Origin of the sequence: Bradyrhizobium sp. I71 (genome assembly GCF_022354745.1) — a bacterium.
GTDB lineage: Bacteria > Pseudomonadota > Alphaproteobacteria > Rhizobiales > Xanthobacteraceae > Bradyrhizobium > Bradyrhizobium liaoningense.
The window spans coordinates 2,370,286-2,388,661 of the sequence record NZ_CP059398.1; the positions used below are offsets into that span (position 1 = coordinate 2,370,286).

The following is an 18,376-nucleotide window of genomic DNA, read 5'->3' on the forward strand; positions in this document are numbered from 1 at the left end:
AACCCGGAATGACGGCGAACCATCACGTCGCCTTCGCACCCTGCCTCGCGCCGCCGTTGGCTTGCTTCGGCTGGCTGTCCCGGATCAGGCGATCGAGATGCATGCGGATGTGGGCGGCTTCGGCCGACGTGTTGGCGAGCGCGATGGCGCGGTCGAAGGCGACGCGGGCCTCGTCGTTGCGGCCGAGCTGCATCAGGAAGGCGCCGCGCACGCCGTAGAAATGGAAATAGTTCGCGAGCTTCGGTGCCAGCGGCTCGATCAGATCGAGCGCAGCCTGCGGCCCGCGCACCTTGGAGACCGCGACCGCGCGATTGAGCGTCACCACCGGTGACGGCTGCACCACTTCCAGAGCGCCATAGAGCAGATCGATCTGCGTCCAGTCGGTCTCCTCCGGCGTCGCTGCCCGCGCATGCAGCGCGGCGATCGCGGCCTGGATCTGATAAGGACCGCTGCGGTGGTGACGCATCGCCTTGTCGATCAGCGCGAGACCTTCCGCGATCATGGTGCCGTTCCACAGCGAACGATCCTGATCGTCCAGCAGGATCAGCGATCCGTCCTCGGCAAAGCGCGCGGCGCTGCGCGCATGCTGCAGCAGGATCAGCGCCGTCAGGCCCATGATCTCCGGCTCGCTCTGAAACAGCCGCAGCAGCAGCCGCGCCAGCCGGATCGCCTCTTCGCAGAGCGGCTTCCTGATCTCGGCGGTGTCGCCGCTCGCCGAATAGCCTTCGTTGAAGATCAGGTAAATCATCGCGGCGACACCGGCGAGCCGCTCGGAACGCTCGACCGCGCCGGGCGCTTCGAAAGGCACGCCCGCGTCGGCGACCTTCGCCTTGGCGCGCGTGATGCGCTGCTCCATCGCAGCTTCCGAGACCAGGAAGGCGCGTGCGATCTGCTTCACAGTGAGGCCCGAGACGATGCGCAACGCCAGCGCGATCTGCTGCGTCGCCGGCAGCTGGGGATGGCAGCAGATGAACATCAACCGTAGGATGTCGTCGCGATAGTGCGAGCCGTCGAGCCGCTCGGCCACCGCCCCCTCGGCATCATCGAGATCGGAGATGGCCTGGTCGTCCTCCGGCAGCGGCTGCTGCTTGCGGGCGCGGCGCACCTCGTCGATCGCGACGTTGCGGCCGACCATGATCAGCCAGGCCGCCGGATCGCGCGGCGGACCGTTCTGCGGCCAGGACTTGAGCGCGCGCAGGCAGGCATTCTGAAAAGCCTCCTCTGCGGTGTCGAGATCGCGGAAATAGCGCAGCAGCGCGCCCACCGCCTGGGGTCGCGCCGAGGTCAGCGCAGTCTCGATCCAGGCGGTGTCGGTCTCGCTCACGTCAGATTTCCTCCGGGCCGGAACACGCCCACGGGACGCACCTCGTATGCGCCGCCCGGATTGGCAGAGCCCAGCTCGCGCGCGACGTCGAGCGCATCGTCGAGATTCTTGCAATCGACGATGTAGAAGCCGAGCAGCTGCTCCTTGGTCTCGGCATAGGGGCCGTCGAGCACCAGTGGCGGGTCCTCCTTGCGCAGGGTCGCCGCCGCGGTCGTCGGCAACAGCCGCGCCACCGGTCCGAGCCGGCCCTGCCTGGTGAGCTTCTCCTGCACCACGGCGAGCTTCTTCATCACGGCCTCGTCCTGCTCCTTGCTCCAGGAGCCGACGAAATCCTCGTCATGATAGCAAAGAATGGCGTAGAGCATGGGCGACACTTTCCTCGTCTGTTTCAAAGACGCGCCAATATGCCCCGTGCCGACATGGCTGCGGAAAAAATTTGCAAGAAAAATCCGGCAGATCGTGCCAAGGAGGGCCTTCTCAAACGGAACCGACGAGGCACTTTGAATGACCCTGGGCACACTGGCCGTCCTGATCAACAGCACGCAGCAGAACTGGCTGCCGGAGCGCTGGAAGGCCCGGTTCGAAGCGGTCTGCGGGGACCGCCGCGTGGTGCTGCTGCCGGATGCCGGGCTCGACCCGGCGGAGGTGCACTATGCCGCAGTGTGGAAGCCGGTGCCGGGCGATCTCGGCGCGTTCCCCAATCTGCGCGCGATCTTCAATCTCGGCGCCGGCGTCGACGCGCTGATGGCGGACAGGAGCCTGCCCGATGTGCCGCTGGTACGCGTCGCCGTGCCCGATCTCACCAATCGCATGACCGAATATGTCGTGCTGCACGTGCTGATGCATCACCGCCAGGAGCTTTACCTCAGGCAATCGCAGCGCGAGAAACGCTGGGAGCCGAGATATCAATGGCCGGCGAGCGCGATCACCGTCGGAATCATGGGATTGGGCACGCTGGGGGCCGATGCGGCCAATGTGCTGCGGCGGCTCGGCTTCCGCGTCGCCGGCTGGAGCCGCAGCCCGCGGGCGATCGACGGCGTCGCGTGCTTCCACGGCACTGCGCAGATCGATGCCTTCCTGCGCACGACCGACATCCTGGTCTGCCTGCTGCCGCTGACGCCTGACACAAACGGCATCCTCAACCGCGACGTCTTCACAAAGCTCAACCGCAACAGCCCGCTCGGCGCGCCCGTGCTGATCAATGCCGGCCGCGGCGGCCTTCAGAACGAAGCCGATATCCTGGCCTGCCTCGACGACGGCACGCTGGGCGCCGCCTCGCTCGACGTCTTCGTGCAGGAGCCGCAGCCGGCGGACAGCCGCTTCTGGACCCACCTCAAGGTGGTGTTGACGCCGCACAACGCGGCCGACACCGACGCGGACGCGATCTCGGCCTATGTCGCCGAGCAGATCGGACGGTTCGAGGCCGGCGGGGCGCTGGAGAACGTGGTGGATCGAACAAGGGGCTACTAAGCCCCTGGATTTCGCCAGCGCTGGCGCTCCAGGCTCGGTGTCTCCGCCTGCCCGCGACGGCAGCCTACGCTTTTGCGCCGACCATCATATCGATCGCGCCCTTCACGATCGCCTCCAGCTCCTTGCGCGGAACGCGGGCGCGCGAACGGACGGCGATGGAGTGCACGGTAGCTGATGCGATCTGTGCCAGCACGGCCGGATCGGCGCTCTCCGGCAACTCGCCCTTCTCCCTGGCACGGCGGAAGCAACTGGCAAAAGCCTTGTCGAGCTCGGTGAGTCCGTCGAGCACCATGGCGCGGATCTCGGGATCGCTCACCGCCTCGGACGCCGCCGTCACCACCGTGAAACAGCCGCGCGGGCCGGTCTCGCCGGAGAGATAGATGTTCAGCGCGGAGGCGAAGATTCGCTCCAGGCGCTGGCGCAGCGGCATTTCCTCGCGAAAGATCGCGGCCATGGAGGCCCGCGCTTCCTCACGGTAGCGCTGGTAGCTCTTGATGTAGAGCTCGCGCTTGTCGCCGAAGGCGCCGTAGAGGCTCGGCCGGTTCATGCCGGTGGCCTCGCTGAGATCGTCGAGCGAGGTGGCCGCGAAACCCTGCTTGCGGAACAGATCGAGCGCCTTGCCGAGCGCGACGTCAGGCTCGTAGGCGCGCGGGCGGCCGCGGCGCTTAGGCTCTGTGGCAGCAGTGGGCGGCTTCGATTTTTGTACCATGTCGCAAATTAATCCTTGACCGCGGATATATTATGCAAGATGGTACAGAAATCAATCTGGCCAGGTTGAGCGACACCCAAAGAGAAATTGCCCAAGGAGGCTACAGATGGATCTCTATTTCTCGCCGCTCGCCTGCTCGATGGCGACACGCGTTGCCTTGTACGAAGCCGGCGCCAAGGCGAACTATCTCGAAGTCGATCCGCCGACCAAGACGGTTTTGAACGACGGTTCCGACTTCCGCACGGTGAATCCGATCGGTCTGGTGCCGACGCTGCGCACCGATGAGGGCGTGGTGCTGACCGAGAACGCCGCAATCCTGCAATATGTCGCCGACCGCTTTCCGCAATCCAGCCTCGGCGCCGCCGCCGGCATCGAGCGCACCCGGCTGCATCAATGGCTCTGCTTCATCGGCACCGAGCTGCACAAGGGCCTGTTCCTTCCCCTGCTCGACCGCAAGGCGCCGCAGGAAACCAAAGCCTACGCGCTGGAAAAGAACCTGTCGCGGCTCGACTATCTCGACAACTATCTGAAGGGCCGCGATTTCCTGCTCGACCATTTCAGCGTGGCGGATGCCTATCTCGCCACGGTCATCAACTGGACCATGGCGACGCCGCCGATCGAGCTTGCGAAATGGCCGAACGTGAAGGCCTACTACGAACGCCTGCGCCAGCGCCCATCGATCGCCAGGGCGATCGCGGAGGAGTTCGAGCTGTACAAGGCCGAGCTCGCGCGGAAGAAGGCCGCAGCGTAAAACACGATGAAATGGGGCTTGATCGCTGCAACGACGGAGTTGCGCTCCCTCTCCCGCTTGCGGGAGAGGGTTGGGGAGAGGGTGCTTCTCCAGTGGGACAATCCCCAAGAGGAGAAAGCCCTCACCCGCGCCGGAGCCTGTCATCGGGCGCGCCTTCGGCGCGACCCGGTGGGCGCGACCTCTCCCGCAAGCGGGAGAGGTGAACGAGCCGCGGCAATCGATTCAACGAAAGCGGTTCCGGAGTGCAGCTCGGCTATCTCGGCGCCTGCAGCACGATCCCATAGCGGCCGTATATGCGATCGATCGTGCCGTCGCTTCGCAGCCGCTCCAGGGCCCGGTCGATGGCTTCGCGCAACGCATCGTCCGGGCGGATCATGCCGACGGCGACATTCCAGTTGAGATCGGCCACGCTCTCATCACGATCCAGGATCCGGAGTGGATTGTCCGGATGCGTCAGATTGAAATAGCCGGCCGCAGTGGGCGTGACCGCGGCGGCATCGATCTCACGGTTCGACACGGCCTCCAGGCTGTCGCTCTCGAAGCCGAAGGTCGACAGGGGCACGCGCCGTTGGCCGATGATCATGGCGGCGATCGATCCGACCTGCACTCCCACCTTGGTCCTTTCGTTGAGACTCTTGAACGAGGTGAGCGGGCTGGATGACGGCACCGCGAGCGCGACGCCCGTGCGATAATATGGTTTCGAAATCCTCAAACGTGTTTCGCCTTGCGCCTCGCGGTCGGCAATGACGTCCAGAAGAATGTCACAGCCGGCGCTGCGCATCTGGTACTGCGTGATGATCCAGTCGAGCCTCAGCGCCACACCGAGCTCGCGGGCCATCACCTGTCCCAGCTCGACCTGAAAGCCGGGCGGCTCGCCGGTCTTGCGGGCAAAGGGAAGCGAATTGGGATGCGCGCACAACCCGATCATGCCGCTCTCACGGATCGCGTCCAGGGTTCGCGCCTGCGCCGGTCCCGGCAGCCCGATGGCGGCAGCGACGATGACCGGCACGATCGCCTTCATTGCACACCCTCATCTGGACGCATCGCGATCTGGTTCAGCCTTCGCGTGGTTTCAAGGCGCGGATGTATTTGACGATCAGGTCGATCTGCGCGTCGGTGAAAGCGCCATCGAATGCCGGCATCGCGCCTTGCTTGCCGAGCTTGATGCGATTGCGAATGAAGTCGTCGTCGCGCGGCGAATTCATCAGTTGCGGCCCCTTGCCGACGGCCCGGCCGCCGTCGGAGTGACAAAACCCGCAAGTTCCCGCGAACACCTGCTCGACCTCGAACGGCGCATTCTCGGGCGCAGGCGCCGCGGATTGTGCTTGAGCCATTGCAGCGCACAGCAACGAGGCGCCGACCGGAACTGTTCTCAAATGCAGCTTCAACACGTCCACTCCATTCCTGAAGCAGGTGGCCGTTGCGATCGGCAAGGAGCGGGCTTGCACCCCCTCCTTGCCGATCGTTTGCGGCAACTATTTCAGGCTGAAGACGACGAGCGCGCCGTCGTCACGCGGCATGCTCTTGTATACGCCGCCGAAGTTCGGCGCATACTCGTCAGCCAGCATGCCGCCGAAGCCCGCGGTCACGGCGATATATTGCTTGCCGCCGACGGAGTAGCTGACGATGCCGCCCTGGTGACCGGTGCCGTTGTTGTGCTTCCACAGCTCGGCTCCGGTTTCGGCATCATAGGCGTGAAGGACGCCGCGGGAGTCCGGCACGAAGACCAGATTGCCCGCCGTCGACAGCACGCTTCCGAGCGGCGGCTCGGGATAGCGGACCTCCCATTTCTTCGCTCCCGTTATGGGATCACGCGCGTCGAGATGGCCATAGATCTCGCCGCCGGGAGGAGGCGTCATCTTGAAATCGGCGCCGATGTTGAGCTGGACCTGCGGCGTCGTGACCGGTGTCGTCTTCTGGATGTCCAGCGTCATGCACCATTCCTGGCCGATCTTGTAGTAGAGGCCGGTCTTCGGGCTGTACGAGCCGGCGTTCCAGCTGATGCCGCCGCCGATGAACGGACACAGAGGCGGTTCAGTGACTTTCCCGACCGAGAAATCGCGGCGGCCGATCAGCGCGCCGGTCTTGGGGTCGATATCCCTAACGAAGTTGATGTTCTCGACCAGCCGCCAGACGTTCTTCACTTTGAGATTGCGGTCGTAGACGAAGACGAAGCCACCCTTGTTCGGATGAACCACGTATTTCTGACCGTCGCGCTCCAGCATCACGAACTCGCCGACGGAGCTGTCAAAGTCCCAGGCGTCGTGCGGCAGCTCCTGATGATAGAATTTCAGCTTGCCGGTATCGATATCGAGGCCGATCACCGAACTCGTATAGAGATTGTCGCCGGGACGCGCACCTTGCGTCTTGTAGTCGGCGCCCGACCAGTCGTAGAGCGGCGCAGGGTTCGCGGTACCCCACAGGATGGTGTTGGTCTCGGAGTCGTAGGTGCCCGGCATCCAGCCGCCGCCACCGCCGGTGCGCCAGGAATCGTTGCCCCAGGTCTTCATGGCCTCTTCGGTGCCCGCGACCGTCAGGAATTCCCACTTCTTCTTTCCCGTCGTGGCATCGAGGGCGAAGATCGGGCCGCGGCCCGGCCATTCGCCACCTTGCGCGCCGATGATCACGCTTCCCTTCGCGTAAAGCGGCGCGCCAGTAAAGCCGACCGTGAGCTTCTGCGAGTCGATCAGCTTGGTCTCCCAGAGGACCTTTCCCGTCTTCGCATCCAGCCCGAAGACACGTCCATCCATCGTGCCGACAAACACCTTGCCTTCGCCGAGAGCTACGCCGCGGTTGTAGGGAGAGTGGGTCTGCCGGCTGATGAGCGCCTCGTCCAGTTCCGGAAAGAACGACCAGATGACCTCGCCGGTTGCGCCATTCAGCGCGAAGACCCGGCTGTAAGAGCCCGAATAATAGAGGACCCCGTCAGCCACGAGTGGCATGGACTGCAGACCGCGCGTCGATCGCCCCGGGATGTGCATCCAGGCCACGCCCAGATTGGCGACGTTGTTCGTGTTGATCTGCGCAATCGGACTGTAATGGTGGGACTTGTACGAGCCGTGATAGGTGAGCCAATCGTTCTGGCCGGCGGCCTCGATGCGGGCCGTATCCACGGCTTGGGCCGACGCCGCCGACGCTGCAAGTGTCGCAACGACGACGACAGGCAAGGCCGAGCTGAGCCACTGCTTTCTCATTTGCACTTCCTCCCGCTCTTGTGTTTGTTGATTGCGTCTCGTGAGCGCGGCCGCGAGGGGGCATTTGCAGTTCAGTACGCGTCGATCGTCCTCCATCGGACCGAGTCGCCAACAGATATCCCCTCTCTCGGCGGATAGCGCCGAAGGAGCCACGTTCACTGGTGTGATTGCTGTTGTACTTCTGCTTGCCGCTGCAGCTTACGACGGATCACAGGGCGTGCAAACACGGAACGCGCGCAGAAGACGACTTTAACGCACGGGGCGAATTGAAACGGCAGCGGCACTGACCGTTTCGACCTCGATCGGCCAATCCCGGAGCCAAGTGGCTTATCCGTAAAGCACTTTCGGCAATATCGTGACGATGCCGGGCCACAGCGTCAGCAGCAGCACGAAACCGATCATGATCATGAGGTACGGCAGCGTCACGCGGGCGATGTAGCCGAGGCCGTCGTCGGTCAGCCCCTGGATCACGAACAGGTTGAAGCCGACGGGCGGCGTGATCTGCGCCATTTCGACGGCGAGCACGAGGAAGACGCCGAACCAGACCTCGTCGAAGCCGGCGCCCTTCACGATCGGCAGCACGATCGGCAGCGTCATCACGATCATCGAGAAGCCGTCGAGAAAGCAGCCGAGGACGAGATAGAAGACGATCAGCACCACGATCAGCATGAAGGGCGACAGGCCGAGCCCCTTGACGAAGGCGGCCACCGCCTGAGGGATGCCGAGGAAGGCTGCGGCATTGCCGAGGATCGATGCGCCGAGCACGATCAGCGCGATCATCGAGCAGGTCACGACCGAGCCGATCAGCACGTCGCGCATGACCTGTTGCGACATCGCGCCTTGCGCCCAGGCAACCAGGGCCGCGCCGAGCACGCCGACGGCGGCAGCTTCCGACGGCGTCGCGAGGCCGCCATACATCGAGCCGAGCACGCAGGCGATCAGGAACAGCGCCGGGGCAAGGTCCTTCAGAGCGGCGAAGCGTTCGCTCCATGGCACCTGCGAGAGTTTGGCTTCCGTTTCCGGCACCATGCTCGGATTGAGGCTCGTATGCAGCATCACCCAGGCCATGAAGGTGGCGGCCAGCAGGAATCCCGGCAGCACGCCAGCCGTGAACAGCTTCAGGATCGAGACGTCGCCGAGCACACCATAGATGATCATGATGTTGGACGGCGGAATCAGGAACCCGAGCGTGCCGGCGCCGGCGAGCGAGCCGATCGCGATGTCGCGGGAATAGCCGCGGCGCAGCAGCTCGTTGAGCGACATGCGGCCGATCACCTGTGTGGTCGCGGCCGACGAGCCCGAGATCGCCGCGAAGATGGTGCAGCCGATCACGTTGACATGCAGCAGGCGGCCGGGCAGCAGCCCGGCCCAGGGCGCCAGTCCCTGGAACAGCGAGCGCGACAGGCGGGTGCGAAACAAGAGCTCGCCCATCAGGATGAACAGCGGCAGCGCGAGCAGCTCCTGCGTGGTCAGGATATTCCAGGCATATTGAGGCAGCAGCTTGTCGAGCGGGATCGAGCGGAACATCGCGAGCAGCAGCGTCGCAGTGAGCGCAAGCGTCAGGCCGATCCAGACGCCGCAGGCCAGCAGCGCAAACAAGATCGCGAACAGGGCGACGACTTCGATGGTCATGCGATCTTGGATCCGGGAGCGAGCAAAGCGGTCATTCGACGGGCGAGGCCTTCATGCGATGATCCTCCAGCGGCAGGCCGAGCGCGGCCTGGACCGCGCGTGCCAGAAACTGGAGCGTGAGCAGCAGCATGCCGAAGGTGACGACGGCTTCCGGAAACCACAGCGGCGTGTCGCTCGAGGTGGAGACCTGGCCGCGCACGAACGCGGCCCAGGCGAATTTCGCCATGGCCGAGGTCAGGAACGCCATGAAGGCGAAGCCGGCCGCCGCCGAGAGAATCTCGAGCGCGCGCTGCACCGGCGCCGGCACGTTCTTCAGGAGCAGCACGACGCGGATATGGCCGCCGACACGCAGCGTCATGGCGGCTCCGAAAGTGAAGGACGCCGCCATGAGATAAGAAGAGTATTCCCACGCGATCGAGATGCTGGGCGGGAAGAACGGCAGGAAGTTCGAGAGGAAGCGGGTTGCGACCTCGCAGAGCATCAGCAGCGTCAGCATCAAGAGACAGCCGCCGCCGATCCAGCCGTCGAGCCGGCCGAGGCGATCGATTCCGTCGAGAAGGATGCGCAGCGGCGCTGGCGCCGCTGCATTCAGGCTCTGCGGAGCTTCGGGCGAGATGCTCACCACGACATCATCCTCAGCCACGCTTCATTTCGGCGAGATAGGCCCGCACTGGCTTGTCGGCGGCCGGCACGCGCTTGAGGAAGGCGTCGAGCTGCGGCGCAGTCTTGGCCCGGATGTCCGTCATCATGGCTTGCGAGACCGGCACCACCTCCATGCCGCCTTCCTTCAGGCGGTTGAGGCTGTCGACGTCGGCCTTGAGCGAGTTGGCCCAGAAGCCCGGCTCCATCTTCGCCGCGATATCCGCAACCAGCTTCTGTTGATCGCCGGAGAGAGCCTTCCAGGAATCGAGATTGACGGTGAGCATCTGCGACGACCAGACGTGGTTGGTCGGGTAGACGTATTTCAGGAATTCCCAGAACTTGCCGTCGACGCCCGACACCGACGAGGTGGAGACGCCGGCCACGGCGCCGGAAGCGAGCGCGGGAATCGTCTCGCCCCAGGGGATCATCACGGCCGCCATGCCGATCGCATTCAGCATGTCGACCGCGTTCTTGTCGGGCACGCGGATCTTGATGTTCTTCAGGCCCTCGACGTCGGCAACCTTCGCCTTCAGATGCAGATACTGCGTCGGCCACGGCACGATGTAGAGGATCTTCTGGTTGTTGCGCGCGGCGATCTTCTCGTATTCCGGCCGCACATATTTGTGCAGCACCTTGAGCTCTTCCACCGAGCCGCAGAGGAAGGGAATGCTCTCGACGCCCATGAACGGCTCGTCGCCGACCTGCTGGATGTTGAGGACGTCGGCCAGCGGAACCAGGCCGTCGCGCACGGCGCGCAAGTGTTCGGGGCCTTTGAAGCCGAGCTGACCGCCTGCTTTCACCGTGATGGCAACCGAGCCACCGCTTTGCTTCTTGACCTCCTCGGCGAAGGCCATCGCGTTCTGGGTGTGGAAATTGCCGTCGGGCCACACCGTCGACATGTCCCAGCTCACCGTTGCCGCCCGCGCACGGGTGGAGATGTGGCCTGCGGCAAGCAGCGTCGCTGCGCCCGCGGTGAAATTCCTTCGCGTGATCATTTGCACCCCTCCGTTTGCTCCGCGCACGACGCCCGAGGCGTCACCGCGAGTACCCATAAACTGCGACCGCCTTGTCGGCGGACACGAGCCCGCTTTCGACGTCGTCATTGACCGCCTCGCGCTCGCGCTTGGCGGGATCGCCGATGCCGGCGCCGCCGGGTGTCAGCACCACCAACCGATCGTCCGGCGGCACCTGCTGAAAGCCCTTCCCTCGCAGCTTCTTTCCGGACTTGAGGCCGACATAGCCGGCCTCGCCGTCCCGGCCGCCATCGCGGCCGCGCGGCGGATGATCGATGCGGTCGAACGCAGCGAGAATGTCGAACGGCGCATCGACGCCGCTGCCGACTTCGATGATCTGACCGAGGCCGCCGCGGGTGCGCCCTGCCCCGCCGGAATCCGGACGCAGCTCCTTGCGCCAGAAGATCAGAGGCGTCTGCGTCTCCGCGATCTCGACCGGCGTGCCGCGCACGCCGCTTGGGTAAGCGGTCGCGGACAGCCCGTCCTTGCCGAAGCGCGCGCCGGTGCCGCCGTTGGAGGTCACCGCCATGGAGAACCCGTAATTGCCGCCGACGCCGCTTCGCGTCTGCCCGCGCACGTTGAGATTCCACAGGCACGAGGTGCCTTCCGCAGGCACGCGCTCGGGAATGATCTGGCGCAGACAGCCGAACACGACGTCGGGCAGCATCTGGCCGATGACGTGACGCGAGGCGACCGGCGCCGGCTTCGGCGCATTGAGGATCGCGCCCGCCGGCGCCGACACCGTCAGCGGCGAGAGCGAGCCGGCATTGTTCGGGATCTGCGAGGCGACGACGCAGCCGAGGCCGAACACGGTGTAGGCGGTGGTGTAGGACAAGGGCACGTTGATGCCGAACTTCGAGGCGGCAGAGGTGCCGTCGAAATCGACGTGTATGCCTTGGTCCGAGATCGTCAGGGTCGCAGCCAGCGTCACCGGCGCGTCATAGCCGTCGACCACCATGGTATTGCGCCAGCTGCCCTTCGGCAGCTTGGCGATCTCGGCGAGCACGGCCTCGCGCGAGCGGTCGCAGATGTAATCGCCGAGCTCGTCGAGCGTGTCGATGCCGAACTCGGTCATCATCTCGACCAGGCGCTCGCAGCCGACGTCATTGCAGCCGGCGAGGGAATAGGTGTCGCCCTCGGTGTCGATCGGCAACCGCGTATTGGTGCGGATCATCGCCATCAGCGTCTCGTTGACGACGCCCTGGTCGATCAGCTTCAGCATGGGGATGTAGAGCCCCTCCATGAACACGTCGGTGGCGTCGGGTCCGAAGCCGATGCCGCCGATATCCATGAGATGGCTGGTGCAGGAGAACAGCGCCACCGGCTTGCCATCCTTGAAGCAGGGCGTGGTGACGACGAAGTCGTTGAGATGGCCGGTGCCCATCCAGGGGTCGTTGGTGATGTAGGCGTCGCCTTCCTTCATCGTCTCGATCGGGAAGTGAGCGATGAAATGCTTGACCGATTCCGCCATCGAGTTGACGTGGCCGGGCGTGCCCGTCACCGCCTGCGCCAGCATGCGCCCCTCGAGGTCGAACACGCCGGCCGAGAGGTCGCCGCATTCGCGCACGATCGGGCTGAACGCGGTGCGGAGCAGCACCTGCGCCTGCTCCTCGACCACGGCGATCAGCCGGTGCCACATGATCTGAAGGTCGATCAGGCTCGCGCCATTTGCTTTGCTCATGATCAAGCCGCCTTCCGTTCCATGACGATGCTGCCGGCACCGTCTATATGGGCGTCAAAACTGTTGGAGACGAAGGTCGAAGTCTCGTCTTCCGCAATCACGGCGGGACCCGCAATCGTCGCGCCGGGCGCCATGTCCTCGCGGCGATAGAGCGGGATCTCGATCACTTCGCCCGCGCGGCCGTCGAAGAACTTGCGGCTGCCGGACGCCTTGGCCGCAGGCATGCGTGCGACGGAAGCGACGGTGGGCGGATTGCGCGCCTCGGTGGTGGCGAGCACCGACCAGCTCAACACCTCGATGGCAGCCCCCGGGATCGGCCGTTCGAACATCGCGGAATAATCCGCCTCGAACTTCTGGCGCAGACCGGCGAGATCGGCGGTCGCCAGCCGCCGGTTCGGCAGCTCGACCGATATCTCGTGGCCCTGGCCGACATAGCGCATGAAGGCGGCGCGGCGCTCCCGCACCGGTGCACCGGCTGCGCCGGGCTCCACCAGCGCACGCGCTTCGGTCACCATCTCCTGCAAGAGGTCAGAGACGGCCTCGGTGTCGAAGTCATCGAGCCGGACATGACGGCTGCGCACCAGCTCATAGGCGATGGGCGCAGCCAGGAAGCCGACGGCCGAGCCGACACCGGCATTCGATGGCACGATCACGCGGGAGACGCCGATCTTCTCGGCGACGCGGGCCGCATGCAGCGGCGCGGCACCGCCGAAAGCGATCAGCGTGTGCTGGCCGATAATCTCCCCGCGCTCGACCGCATGCACGCGCGCCGCGCTCGCCATGTTCTCGCAGACGACTTCGTGGACAGCATAGGCCGCGGTTTCCGCGGACAGGCCAAGCGGCTCGCCGACGTCCCGCAGCAGCGCCTGCTTCGAAAGCTCCGGGTCGAGCTTGATCGTGCCGGCCGCAAACGCATCGGGATCGATCATGCCGAGTGCGACGTCCGCATCCGTCACGGCCGGGCGCTGACCGCCGCGGCCATAGCAGGCGGGCCCCGGCTCCGAGGAGGCGCTCTCGGGACCGACGGTGACGCGCTTCATCGCATCGACATGCGCGATCGAACCGCCGCCGGCGCCGATCTCGACCATCTCGATGACGGGAATGCGCACCGGCAGGCCGGAGCCCTTGAGGAAGCGCGCAGCGCGGTCGACCTCGAACACGCGCGAGGTCTCGGGCTGGTACTTTTCGATCAGACAGATTTTCGCGGTAGTGCCGCCCATGTCGAAGGAGAGCACCTTGCTCTCGCCGAGACGCGCCGCGATCTGGGCCGCGAAGATCGCGCCGCCGGCGGGACCGGATTCGACGAGACGCACCGGAAAGCGTCGCGCGGTCTCGATCGAGGTCACGCCTCCGCCGGAGGTAACGAGATAAATGGCGCCGCGAAACTGCTCGACCTGCAGGGCATCGGCCATGCGGGCAAGATAGCCATCGATCAGCGGCTGCACGTAGGCGTTGGCGACCGCAGTGGATGTGCGCTCATATTCCCGGATCTCGGGACACACTGCCGACGATGCAGTCACGGAGATGCCGGGCATTTCATCACTGATGATCGCGGCCGCGCGACGCTCATGCTCGGGATTGGCATAGGAGTGCAAGAACGCGATCGCGACGCTCTCGACCTTCAGCTCACGCAATCTCTGCGCGAGTTCGCGCACCGCCGCTTCGTCGAGCGGGAGACGAACGGCACCATGGGCGTCGATGCGCTCGGGCACCGTGAAGCGCAGGCTGCGCGGCGCCAGCGGCTTCGGCTTGTCGATGCCGAGGTCATATTGGTCGTAGCGGCTTTCGGTGCCGATATCGAGCACGTCGCGGAAGCCCTCGGTCGCGATCAGCGCGGTCTTGGCGCCGCGGCGCTCGATGATGGCATTGGTCGCGAGCGTCGTGCCGTGAATGAAGACGTCGATGTCGCTGATGTGGGCACGTGCATCGGCAAGAATGAGGCGCATGCCGTCCAGTACGGCCTGCTCGGGGCGCTGCGGAGTGGTCAGCACCTTGCGGGTTTTGCGATCTTGCCCCACGTCCAGCACGATGTCGGTGAACGTGCCACCGATATCAACGGCAAGCCGCACCTCGGCTCCCTCAAGCATTCCAAATTCTCCGTGCTGGTCGTCAAGACTGGGGACAAAAGCGCAGCAATTTCCATGCCATGGACGACGAGATGCATGCCGCGCCCGGCTATTCTGCTTGGCACCTATGCAATAGGCAAGGCGTGTGCGCCGCCGACACGATCAGAGCAGGAATGCAAGCGCCGTCTCGCAGCGCTCCTCGACCTTGAGCGTCAGGAGATCGTCGGCGCGGGTGCGGCCGAGGTTGACCGCCGCAATCGGAATATTGCGGCGCGCCGCGGCCTGGACGAAGCGGAAGCCGGAATAGACCATCAGCGAGGAGCCGACGACCAGCATGGCATCGGCTTGCGCCAGATGATCCTGCGCGGTGGCGACGATGTCGCGCGGGACGTTCTCGCCGAAGAAGACGACGTCCGGCTTGAGGATGCCGCCGCAGGCTTCGCATGGCGGCACTTCGAAGGAGGAAAAATCCTCGTGCTCGAGATCGGCGTCGCCATCAGGTGCATCCGCGGCATCGAGCGTCAGCCACGCCGCATTGGCGCGGCCAAGATCGTGCTGAAACTCGTCGCGCGGCGTCTTGCGGCCGCAGCCCATGCAGCGGACCAGATCGAGCCGGCCGTGCAGGTCGATGACCTGCCGGTGGCCGGCCGACTGATGCAGCCGATCGACGTTCTGGGTCAGCAGCATCCCGCACCGGCCGTTCGCCTCGAGCCGGGCCAGCGCATGATGCGCATCGTTCGGCCTCGCCTGGCCGAACCGCCGCCAGCCGATCAGGCTGCGCGCCCAATAGCGCCGGCGCGTATGCTCGTCCGACATGAAGGCCTGGAAGTTGACCGGCTGGGTCCGCTTCCAGTTGCCCTGGCTGTCGCGGTAATCGGGAATGCCTGAATTGGTGCTGCAGCCGGCACCGGTCAGCACGAACAGACGTTCGTGCCCGCCGACGAAATCCTGGAGCGGAGGGTTTGACATGGCACCAGATGTAGGTCGCGAAGCCGGGTTTTTCCAGATCACTGTCGGCGGGACGGACGCCCTGAGATAGACGACGGGTGAGATTTATCCCGGTCTGCCGTGCGGGCTGCTTGCTGCAATGTCCGCCGAAACTCATCGCGCTTTTCGTGCACCGAGGCTATCGCATGTCCGACCGCGACCCCGAGGCCGACCAGTGCGGCTTCTGAAAGCTGCAGACTCGCCTCGATGGTTTCCGGCACCGCGTCAGTTGCGCCGATTGCATAGAGGTGACGGGCATGATCAGCGTCGCGCGCACGTGAAACGATCAACACATCCGGCCGCACCGCACGGGTCCGCTCGACGATGGCATCGATCGCCGTTCGCGACTGAATCGTGATGATCACACCGGTCGTCTGCATCAGGCCGCACGCTTCGAGAAAGCCCGGCTCTGTCGCGTCGCCAAAGAAGACCCTATGGCCGTCGCGGCGGTCGCGCGCCACGGCGATCGGGTCGTGATCGACCGCGATGTAGTCCACGCCATGGGTGGTAAGCAGCGAGCAGACCACTTTTCCAACACGGCCGTAGCCGACCACGATCGCCTGCGTTCGGTCACTTGGCGGCTGAACCGTCAGTTCGGGATCGAGGATGCGCTCGTCAGCCAGCTTGGCGGCCAGTCGTCGTCCGAGCGCGCCCAGAAGCGGCGTCAAGGCCATCGTCACGGCGGTGATGGCGACGACAAAGCTCGACACGCGAGGCTCGATCAGGCCGCCGGCCGCCGCCATGCCGATGCTGACGAAGGCGAACTCGCCGACGGGACCCAGCAGGAAGCCGATCTCGATCGCCGCCGGCCATGAGAGCCTGAACAGGCGGCCCAGAATGATGAGCACGATCGCCTTGCCGGCGAGAATGCCGATCACGGCAGCCAGCAGCCAACCGGGCTCGCGCATGAACACGCGGAAGTCGATGGCCATGCCGACGGTGAAGAAGAAGATGCCGAGCAGCAGGCCCTTGAACGGCTCGACGGTGGCCTCGATGGCTTTTCCATACTCCGTTTCCGCCAGCATCAGTCCTGCAACGAATGCGCCGAGCGCCATCGAGAGGCCGGCTTGGTGTGCGGCAAGCCCTGCGCCGACGATGACGAACAAGGTCGCCGCGACAAACAGCTCGGTCGAATGGGTTCCCGCAACCATCTGGAACAGCGGACGCATCAGCAGCCGTCCGATCAGAATGAGAAAAGCGACCGCCACGACCGCCTTCAGGATCGCACTGGAGATGTGCGTCAGGACCGAGCCACCGCTGCCTGCACCGAGCACCGAGACGAACACGAGAATGGGGACCACGGCGAGGTCCTGGGCCAGCAACACCGAGAAGCTTGCGCGCCCGGCTGTGGTCGCAAGCCGCCTTTCGGCGGAGAGAAGCTCGAGCACGATGGCCGTCGAGGACAGCGCAAGGCTCGCGCCAATGATAACGGAAGTATCGGAACTCTGCCCGGAGAGGAGCGCCGCGCCGAATATCATGGCGGACGTCGCCAGCACCTGCAGGCCGCCAAGCCCGAACACCAGCCGTCGCATCGTGACGAGCCGCCTGAAAGACAGTTCGAGCCCGATCAGGAATAGCAGGAACACGATGCCGAGATTGGCGATGCCCTCGACGTTCTGCGCGTCCGTCACCGTGAACCAGTACAGGAACGGGAGATTCTGAACGAGCGAACCAAGCCCGAGCGGACCGAGAATGGCGCCGGCGCCGAGATAACCCAGCACGGGGTTGATGCCCCAGCGGCGCACGATCGGCACCACCACGCCGGCGGTGCCGAGAACCACGAGCGCGTCGCTATAGGCATTGATGTTGATGGTTGTGGTCACGAGCCCGTCTTGTATCGGCGCTTGCCAATAACGGCCGCGTCGTCCACGGTCGATAGCACACGGCGCCGCAGCCCCCAACCCGCCCTGATTTCTCCGCGGGCACGGCGGCCGCCGACGCGCGTGGTCCAAAGCTGACGTTCAGCTTGCCCAATTCTCCCGGAATTCGGGGAACAGCGTCAGGCCCCCGCAGGCATAGATCGTCTGCCCCGTGATGTAGCTCGCATCCTCCGAGGCGAGGAAGGCGAACACGGCGGCGATCTCTTCCGGCGCGCCGACGCGGCCCAGCGGAATATGGCTGGTGACGACGCCGCGCTTTTCGGGATCGCCGGTCCATGCCGCATTGATCGGCGTGTCGATCGCGCCTGGCCCCACCGCGTTGACGCGGATGCCCCGGCCGGCAAATTCGAGCGCCAGCGTGCGCGTCAGATTGGCCATGCCTCCCTTGCTGATCGAATAAGCGAGATAGCCGGGCTTTGGAATGATCTGGTGGACGCTCGAACAATTGATGATGCTGCCACCTCCGCCACGTGCGACGAAGTGAGCGAGCGCCTTCTGCGCGCAGAGCACGGCACCGTTGAGATTGACGTCGATGATGCGGCGATAGGTTTCGACGTCGAGCGCCTCGCTCGGCGATTCCTTCTGGAAGCCGGCGTTGTTGACAAGGCAATCGAGACGTTTCCAGCGCGAAAGGATCGTCTCGAACATGGCAGCAATGTCCTGCTCATCGCCGACATTTGCCTTGACGATGCAATGATCGGGCTCGCCGTGGCCGCGCGCGCGCGAAGCTGCCCGAGCGAGCGCGAGCGTCTCCTCCGCCCGCTCCACATTCTCGAAATAGTTGATGGCGACGGTTGCGCCTTCCTGGGCGAGCCGGACGGCGACGGCGCGGCCGATTCCTTGCGAGCCGCCTGTCACCAGGGCGTACTGACCGACGAGGCGCGAAGGAAATGAGGTTGAACGTTCAGTTTGCGGCATGTGTTCTCTCCAGATGCGTCATCATGGATGGAACCGGCGTTTTGTTCCACCCGGTTGTGCATACGCCGCACGCATTCCTGGACAGGCGTGGCCGGCAGCTGGGTGGAGT

16 protein-coding genes are annotated in these 18,376 nt (G+C 64.9%); 2 read left to right on the forward strand and 14 right to left on the reverse strand.

Annotated features, from left to right (window positions below):
* Positions 1-22 precede the first annotated feature (22 nt).
* Together FJV43_RS11740 and FJV43_RS11745 are read right to left on the reverse strand one after the other, a co-directional pair.
* Positions 23-1,324, reverse strand: a complete 1,302-nt coding sequence (locus tag FJV43_RS11740; protein WP_239627154.1) for an RNA polymerase sigma factor — start codon at positions 1,322-1,324, stop codon at positions 23-25.
* Positions 1,321-1,689 carry a YciI family protein gene (locus tag FJV43_RS11745; protein WP_131873874.1) on the reverse strand — a complete coding sequence of 123 codons (369 nt, stop codon included), beginning with the start codon at positions 1,687-1,689 and terminating at the stop codon, positions 1,321-1,323. Before FJV43_RS11745 ends, FJV43_RS11740 begins: the two co-directional genes overlap by 4 nt.
* A gap of 139 nt (positions 1,690-1,828) precedes the next feature.
* Here FJV43_RS11745 and FJV43_RS11750 point away from each other — a divergent pair, with 139 nt between their 5' ends.
* On the forward strand, positions 1,829-2,794 hold the full coding sequence (locus FJV43_RS11750; protein ID WP_239627156.1) for a glyoxylate/hydroxypyruvate reductase A: 966 nt from the start codon (positions 1,829-1,831) through the stop codon (positions 2,792-2,794).
* A 64-nt stretch (positions 2,795-2,858) separates the two neighbouring features.
* Here the strand turns inward: FJV43_RS11750 and FJV43_RS11755 are convergent, their stop codons facing one another.
* A complete protein-coding gene (locus tag FJV43_RS11755) occupies positions 2,859-3,503 on the reverse strand; it encodes a TetR/AcrR family transcriptional regulator (protein ID WP_239627157.1) in 645 nt (214 codons plus the stop codon).
* A gap of 106 nt (positions 3,504-3,609) precedes the next feature.
* Here FJV43_RS11755 and FJV43_RS11760 point away from each other — a divergent pair, with 106 nt between their 5' ends.
* Positions 3,610-4,254 carry a glutathione binding-like protein gene (locus FJV43_RS11760; RefSeq protein ID WP_239627159.1) on the forward strand — a complete coding sequence of 215 codons (645 nt, stop codon included), beginning with the start codon at positions 3,610-3,612 and terminating at the stop codon, positions 4,252-4,254.
* 253 nt (positions 4,255-4,507) lie between these two features.
* On the opposite strand, the gene FJV43_RS11765 is transcribed toward FJV43_RS11760, so the two are convergent.
* The 11 genes from FJV43_RS11765 to FJV43_RS11815 form a co-directional block, all read right to left on the reverse strand.
* On the reverse strand, positions 4,508-5,275 hold the full coding sequence (locus tag FJV43_RS11765) for a transporter substrate-binding domain-containing protein (RefSeq protein ID WP_239627161.1): 768 nt from the start codon (positions 5,273-5,275) through the stop codon (positions 4,508-4,510).
* A 34-nt stretch (positions 5,276-5,309) separates the two neighbouring features.
* Positions 5,310-5,588, reverse strand: a complete 279-nt coding sequence (locus FJV43_RS11770; protein ID WP_239627162.1) for a cytochrome c — start codon at positions 5,586-5,588, stop codon at positions 5,310-5,312.
* 141 nt (positions 5,589-5,729) lie between these two features.
* On the reverse strand, positions 5,730-7,448 hold the full coding sequence (locus tag FJV43_RS11775; protein WP_239627164.1) for a PQQ-binding-like beta-propeller repeat protein: 1,719 nt from the start codon (positions 7,446-7,448) through the stop codon (positions 5,730-5,732).
* 327 nt (positions 7,449-7,775) lie between these two features.
* Entirely contained in the window at positions 7,776-9,080 is a 1,305-nt protein-coding gene (locus tag FJV43_RS11780) for a TRAP transporter large permease subunit (RefSeq protein WP_239627166.1), read from the reverse strand.
* 31 nt (positions 9,081-9,111) lie between these two features.
* Positions 9,112-9,705 carry a TRAP transporter small permease gene (locus tag FJV43_RS11785; RefSeq protein ID WP_239629397.1) on the reverse strand — a complete coding sequence of 198 codons (594 nt, stop codon included), beginning with the start codon at positions 9,703-9,705 and terminating at the stop codon, positions 9,112-9,114.
* A 10-nt stretch (positions 9,706-9,715) separates the two neighbouring features.
* Positions 9,716-10,717: a TRAP transporter substrate-binding protein gene (locus FJV43_RS11790; RefSeq protein WP_239627168.1), complete on the reverse strand. Its 1,002-nt coding sequence runs from the start codon at positions 10,715-10,717 to the stop codon at positions 9,716-9,718.
* Between the two features lie 40 nt (positions 10,718-10,757).
* Complete coding sequence (locus tag FJV43_RS11795; protein WP_239627169.1) at positions 10,758-12,416, reverse strand: hydantoinase B/oxoprolinase family protein; 1,659 nt, start codon at positions 12,414-12,416, stop codon at positions 10,758-10,760.
* Between the two features lie 2 nt (positions 12,417-12,418).
* Positions 12,419-14,503, reverse strand: a complete 2,085-nt coding sequence (locus FJV43_RS11800) for a hydantoinase/oxoprolinase family protein (protein WP_239627170.1) — start codon at positions 14,501-14,503, stop codon at positions 12,419-12,421.
* 141 nt (positions 14,504-14,644) lie between these two features.
* Positions 14,645-15,451: an NAD-dependent protein deacetylase gene (locus FJV43_RS11805; RefSeq protein ID WP_239627171.1), complete on the reverse strand. Its 807-nt coding sequence runs from the start codon at positions 15,449-15,451 to the stop codon at positions 14,645-14,647.
* Positions 15,452-15,489: 38 nt separating this feature from the next.
* Positions 15,490-17,292 (reverse strand): cation:proton antiporter, encoded by a 1,803-nt coding sequence (locus tag FJV43_RS11810; protein WP_239627172.1) that lies wholly within the window; start codon positions 17,290-17,292, stop codon positions 15,490-15,492.
* A 138-nt stretch (positions 17,293-17,430) separates the two neighbouring features.
* A complete protein-coding gene (locus FJV43_RS11815; RefSeq protein WP_239627173.1) occupies positions 17,431-18,267 on the reverse strand; it encodes an SDR family oxidoreductase in 837 nt (278 codons plus the stop codon).
* Positions 18,268-18,376: the final 109 nt, after the last annotated feature.

Excerpts from the sequence above, each read along its gene's own strand:
- FJV43_RS11745 (WP_131873874.1), bottom strand. The coding sequence starts at position 1,689 with ATGCTCTACGCCATTCTTTGCTATCATGACGAGGATTTCGTCGGCTCC.
- FJV43_RS11750 (WP_239627156.1), top strand. The coding sequence starts at position 1,829 with ATGACCCTGGGCACACTGGCCGTCCTGATCAACAGCACGCAGCAGAAC.
- FJV43_RS11755 (WP_239627157.1), bottom strand. The coding sequence starts at position 3,503 with ATGGTACAAAAATCGAAGCCGCCCACTGCTGCCACAGAGCCTAAGCGC.
- FJV43_RS11760 (WP_239627159.1), top strand. The coding sequence starts at position 3,610 with ATGGATCTCTATTTCTCGCCGCTCGCCTGCTCGATGGCGACACGCGTT.
- FJV43_RS11765 (WP_239627161.1), bottom strand. The coding sequence starts at position 5,275 with ATGAAGGCGATCGTGCCGGTCATCGTCGCTGCCGCCATCGGGCTGCCG.
- FJV43_RS11770 (WP_239627162.1), bottom strand. The coding sequence starts at position 5,588 with ATGGCTCAAGCACAATCCGCGGCGCCTGCGCCCGAGAATGCGCCGTTC.
- FJV43_RS11775 (WP_239627164.1), bottom strand. The coding sequence starts at position 7,448 with ATGAGAAAGCAGTGGCTCAGCTCGGCCTTGCCTGTCGTCGTCGTTGCG.
- FJV43_RS11780 (WP_239627166.1), bottom strand. The coding sequence starts at position 9,080 with ATGACCATCGAAGTCGTCGCCCTGTTCGCGATCTTGTTTGCGCTGCTG.
- FJV43_RS11790 (WP_239627168.1), bottom strand. The coding sequence starts at position 10,717 with ATGATCACGCGAAGGAATTTCACCGCGGGCGCAGCGACGCTGCTTGCC.
- FJV43_RS11795 (WP_239627169.1), bottom strand. The coding sequence starts at position 12,416 with ATGAGCAAAGCAAATGGCGCGAGCCTGATCGACCTTCAGATCATGTGG.
- FJV43_RS11800 (WP_239627170.1), bottom strand. The coding sequence starts at position 14,503 with ATGCTTGAGGGAGCCGAGGTGCGGCTTGCCGTTGATATCGGTGGCACG.
- FJV43_RS11805 (WP_239627171.1), bottom strand. The coding sequence starts at position 15,451 with ATGTCAAACCCTCCGCTCCAGGATTTCGTCGGCGGGCACGAACGTCTG.
- FJV43_RS11815 (WP_239627173.1), bottom strand. The coding sequence starts at position 18,267 with ATGCCGCAAACTGAACGTTCAACCTCATTTCCTTCGCGCCTCGTCGGT.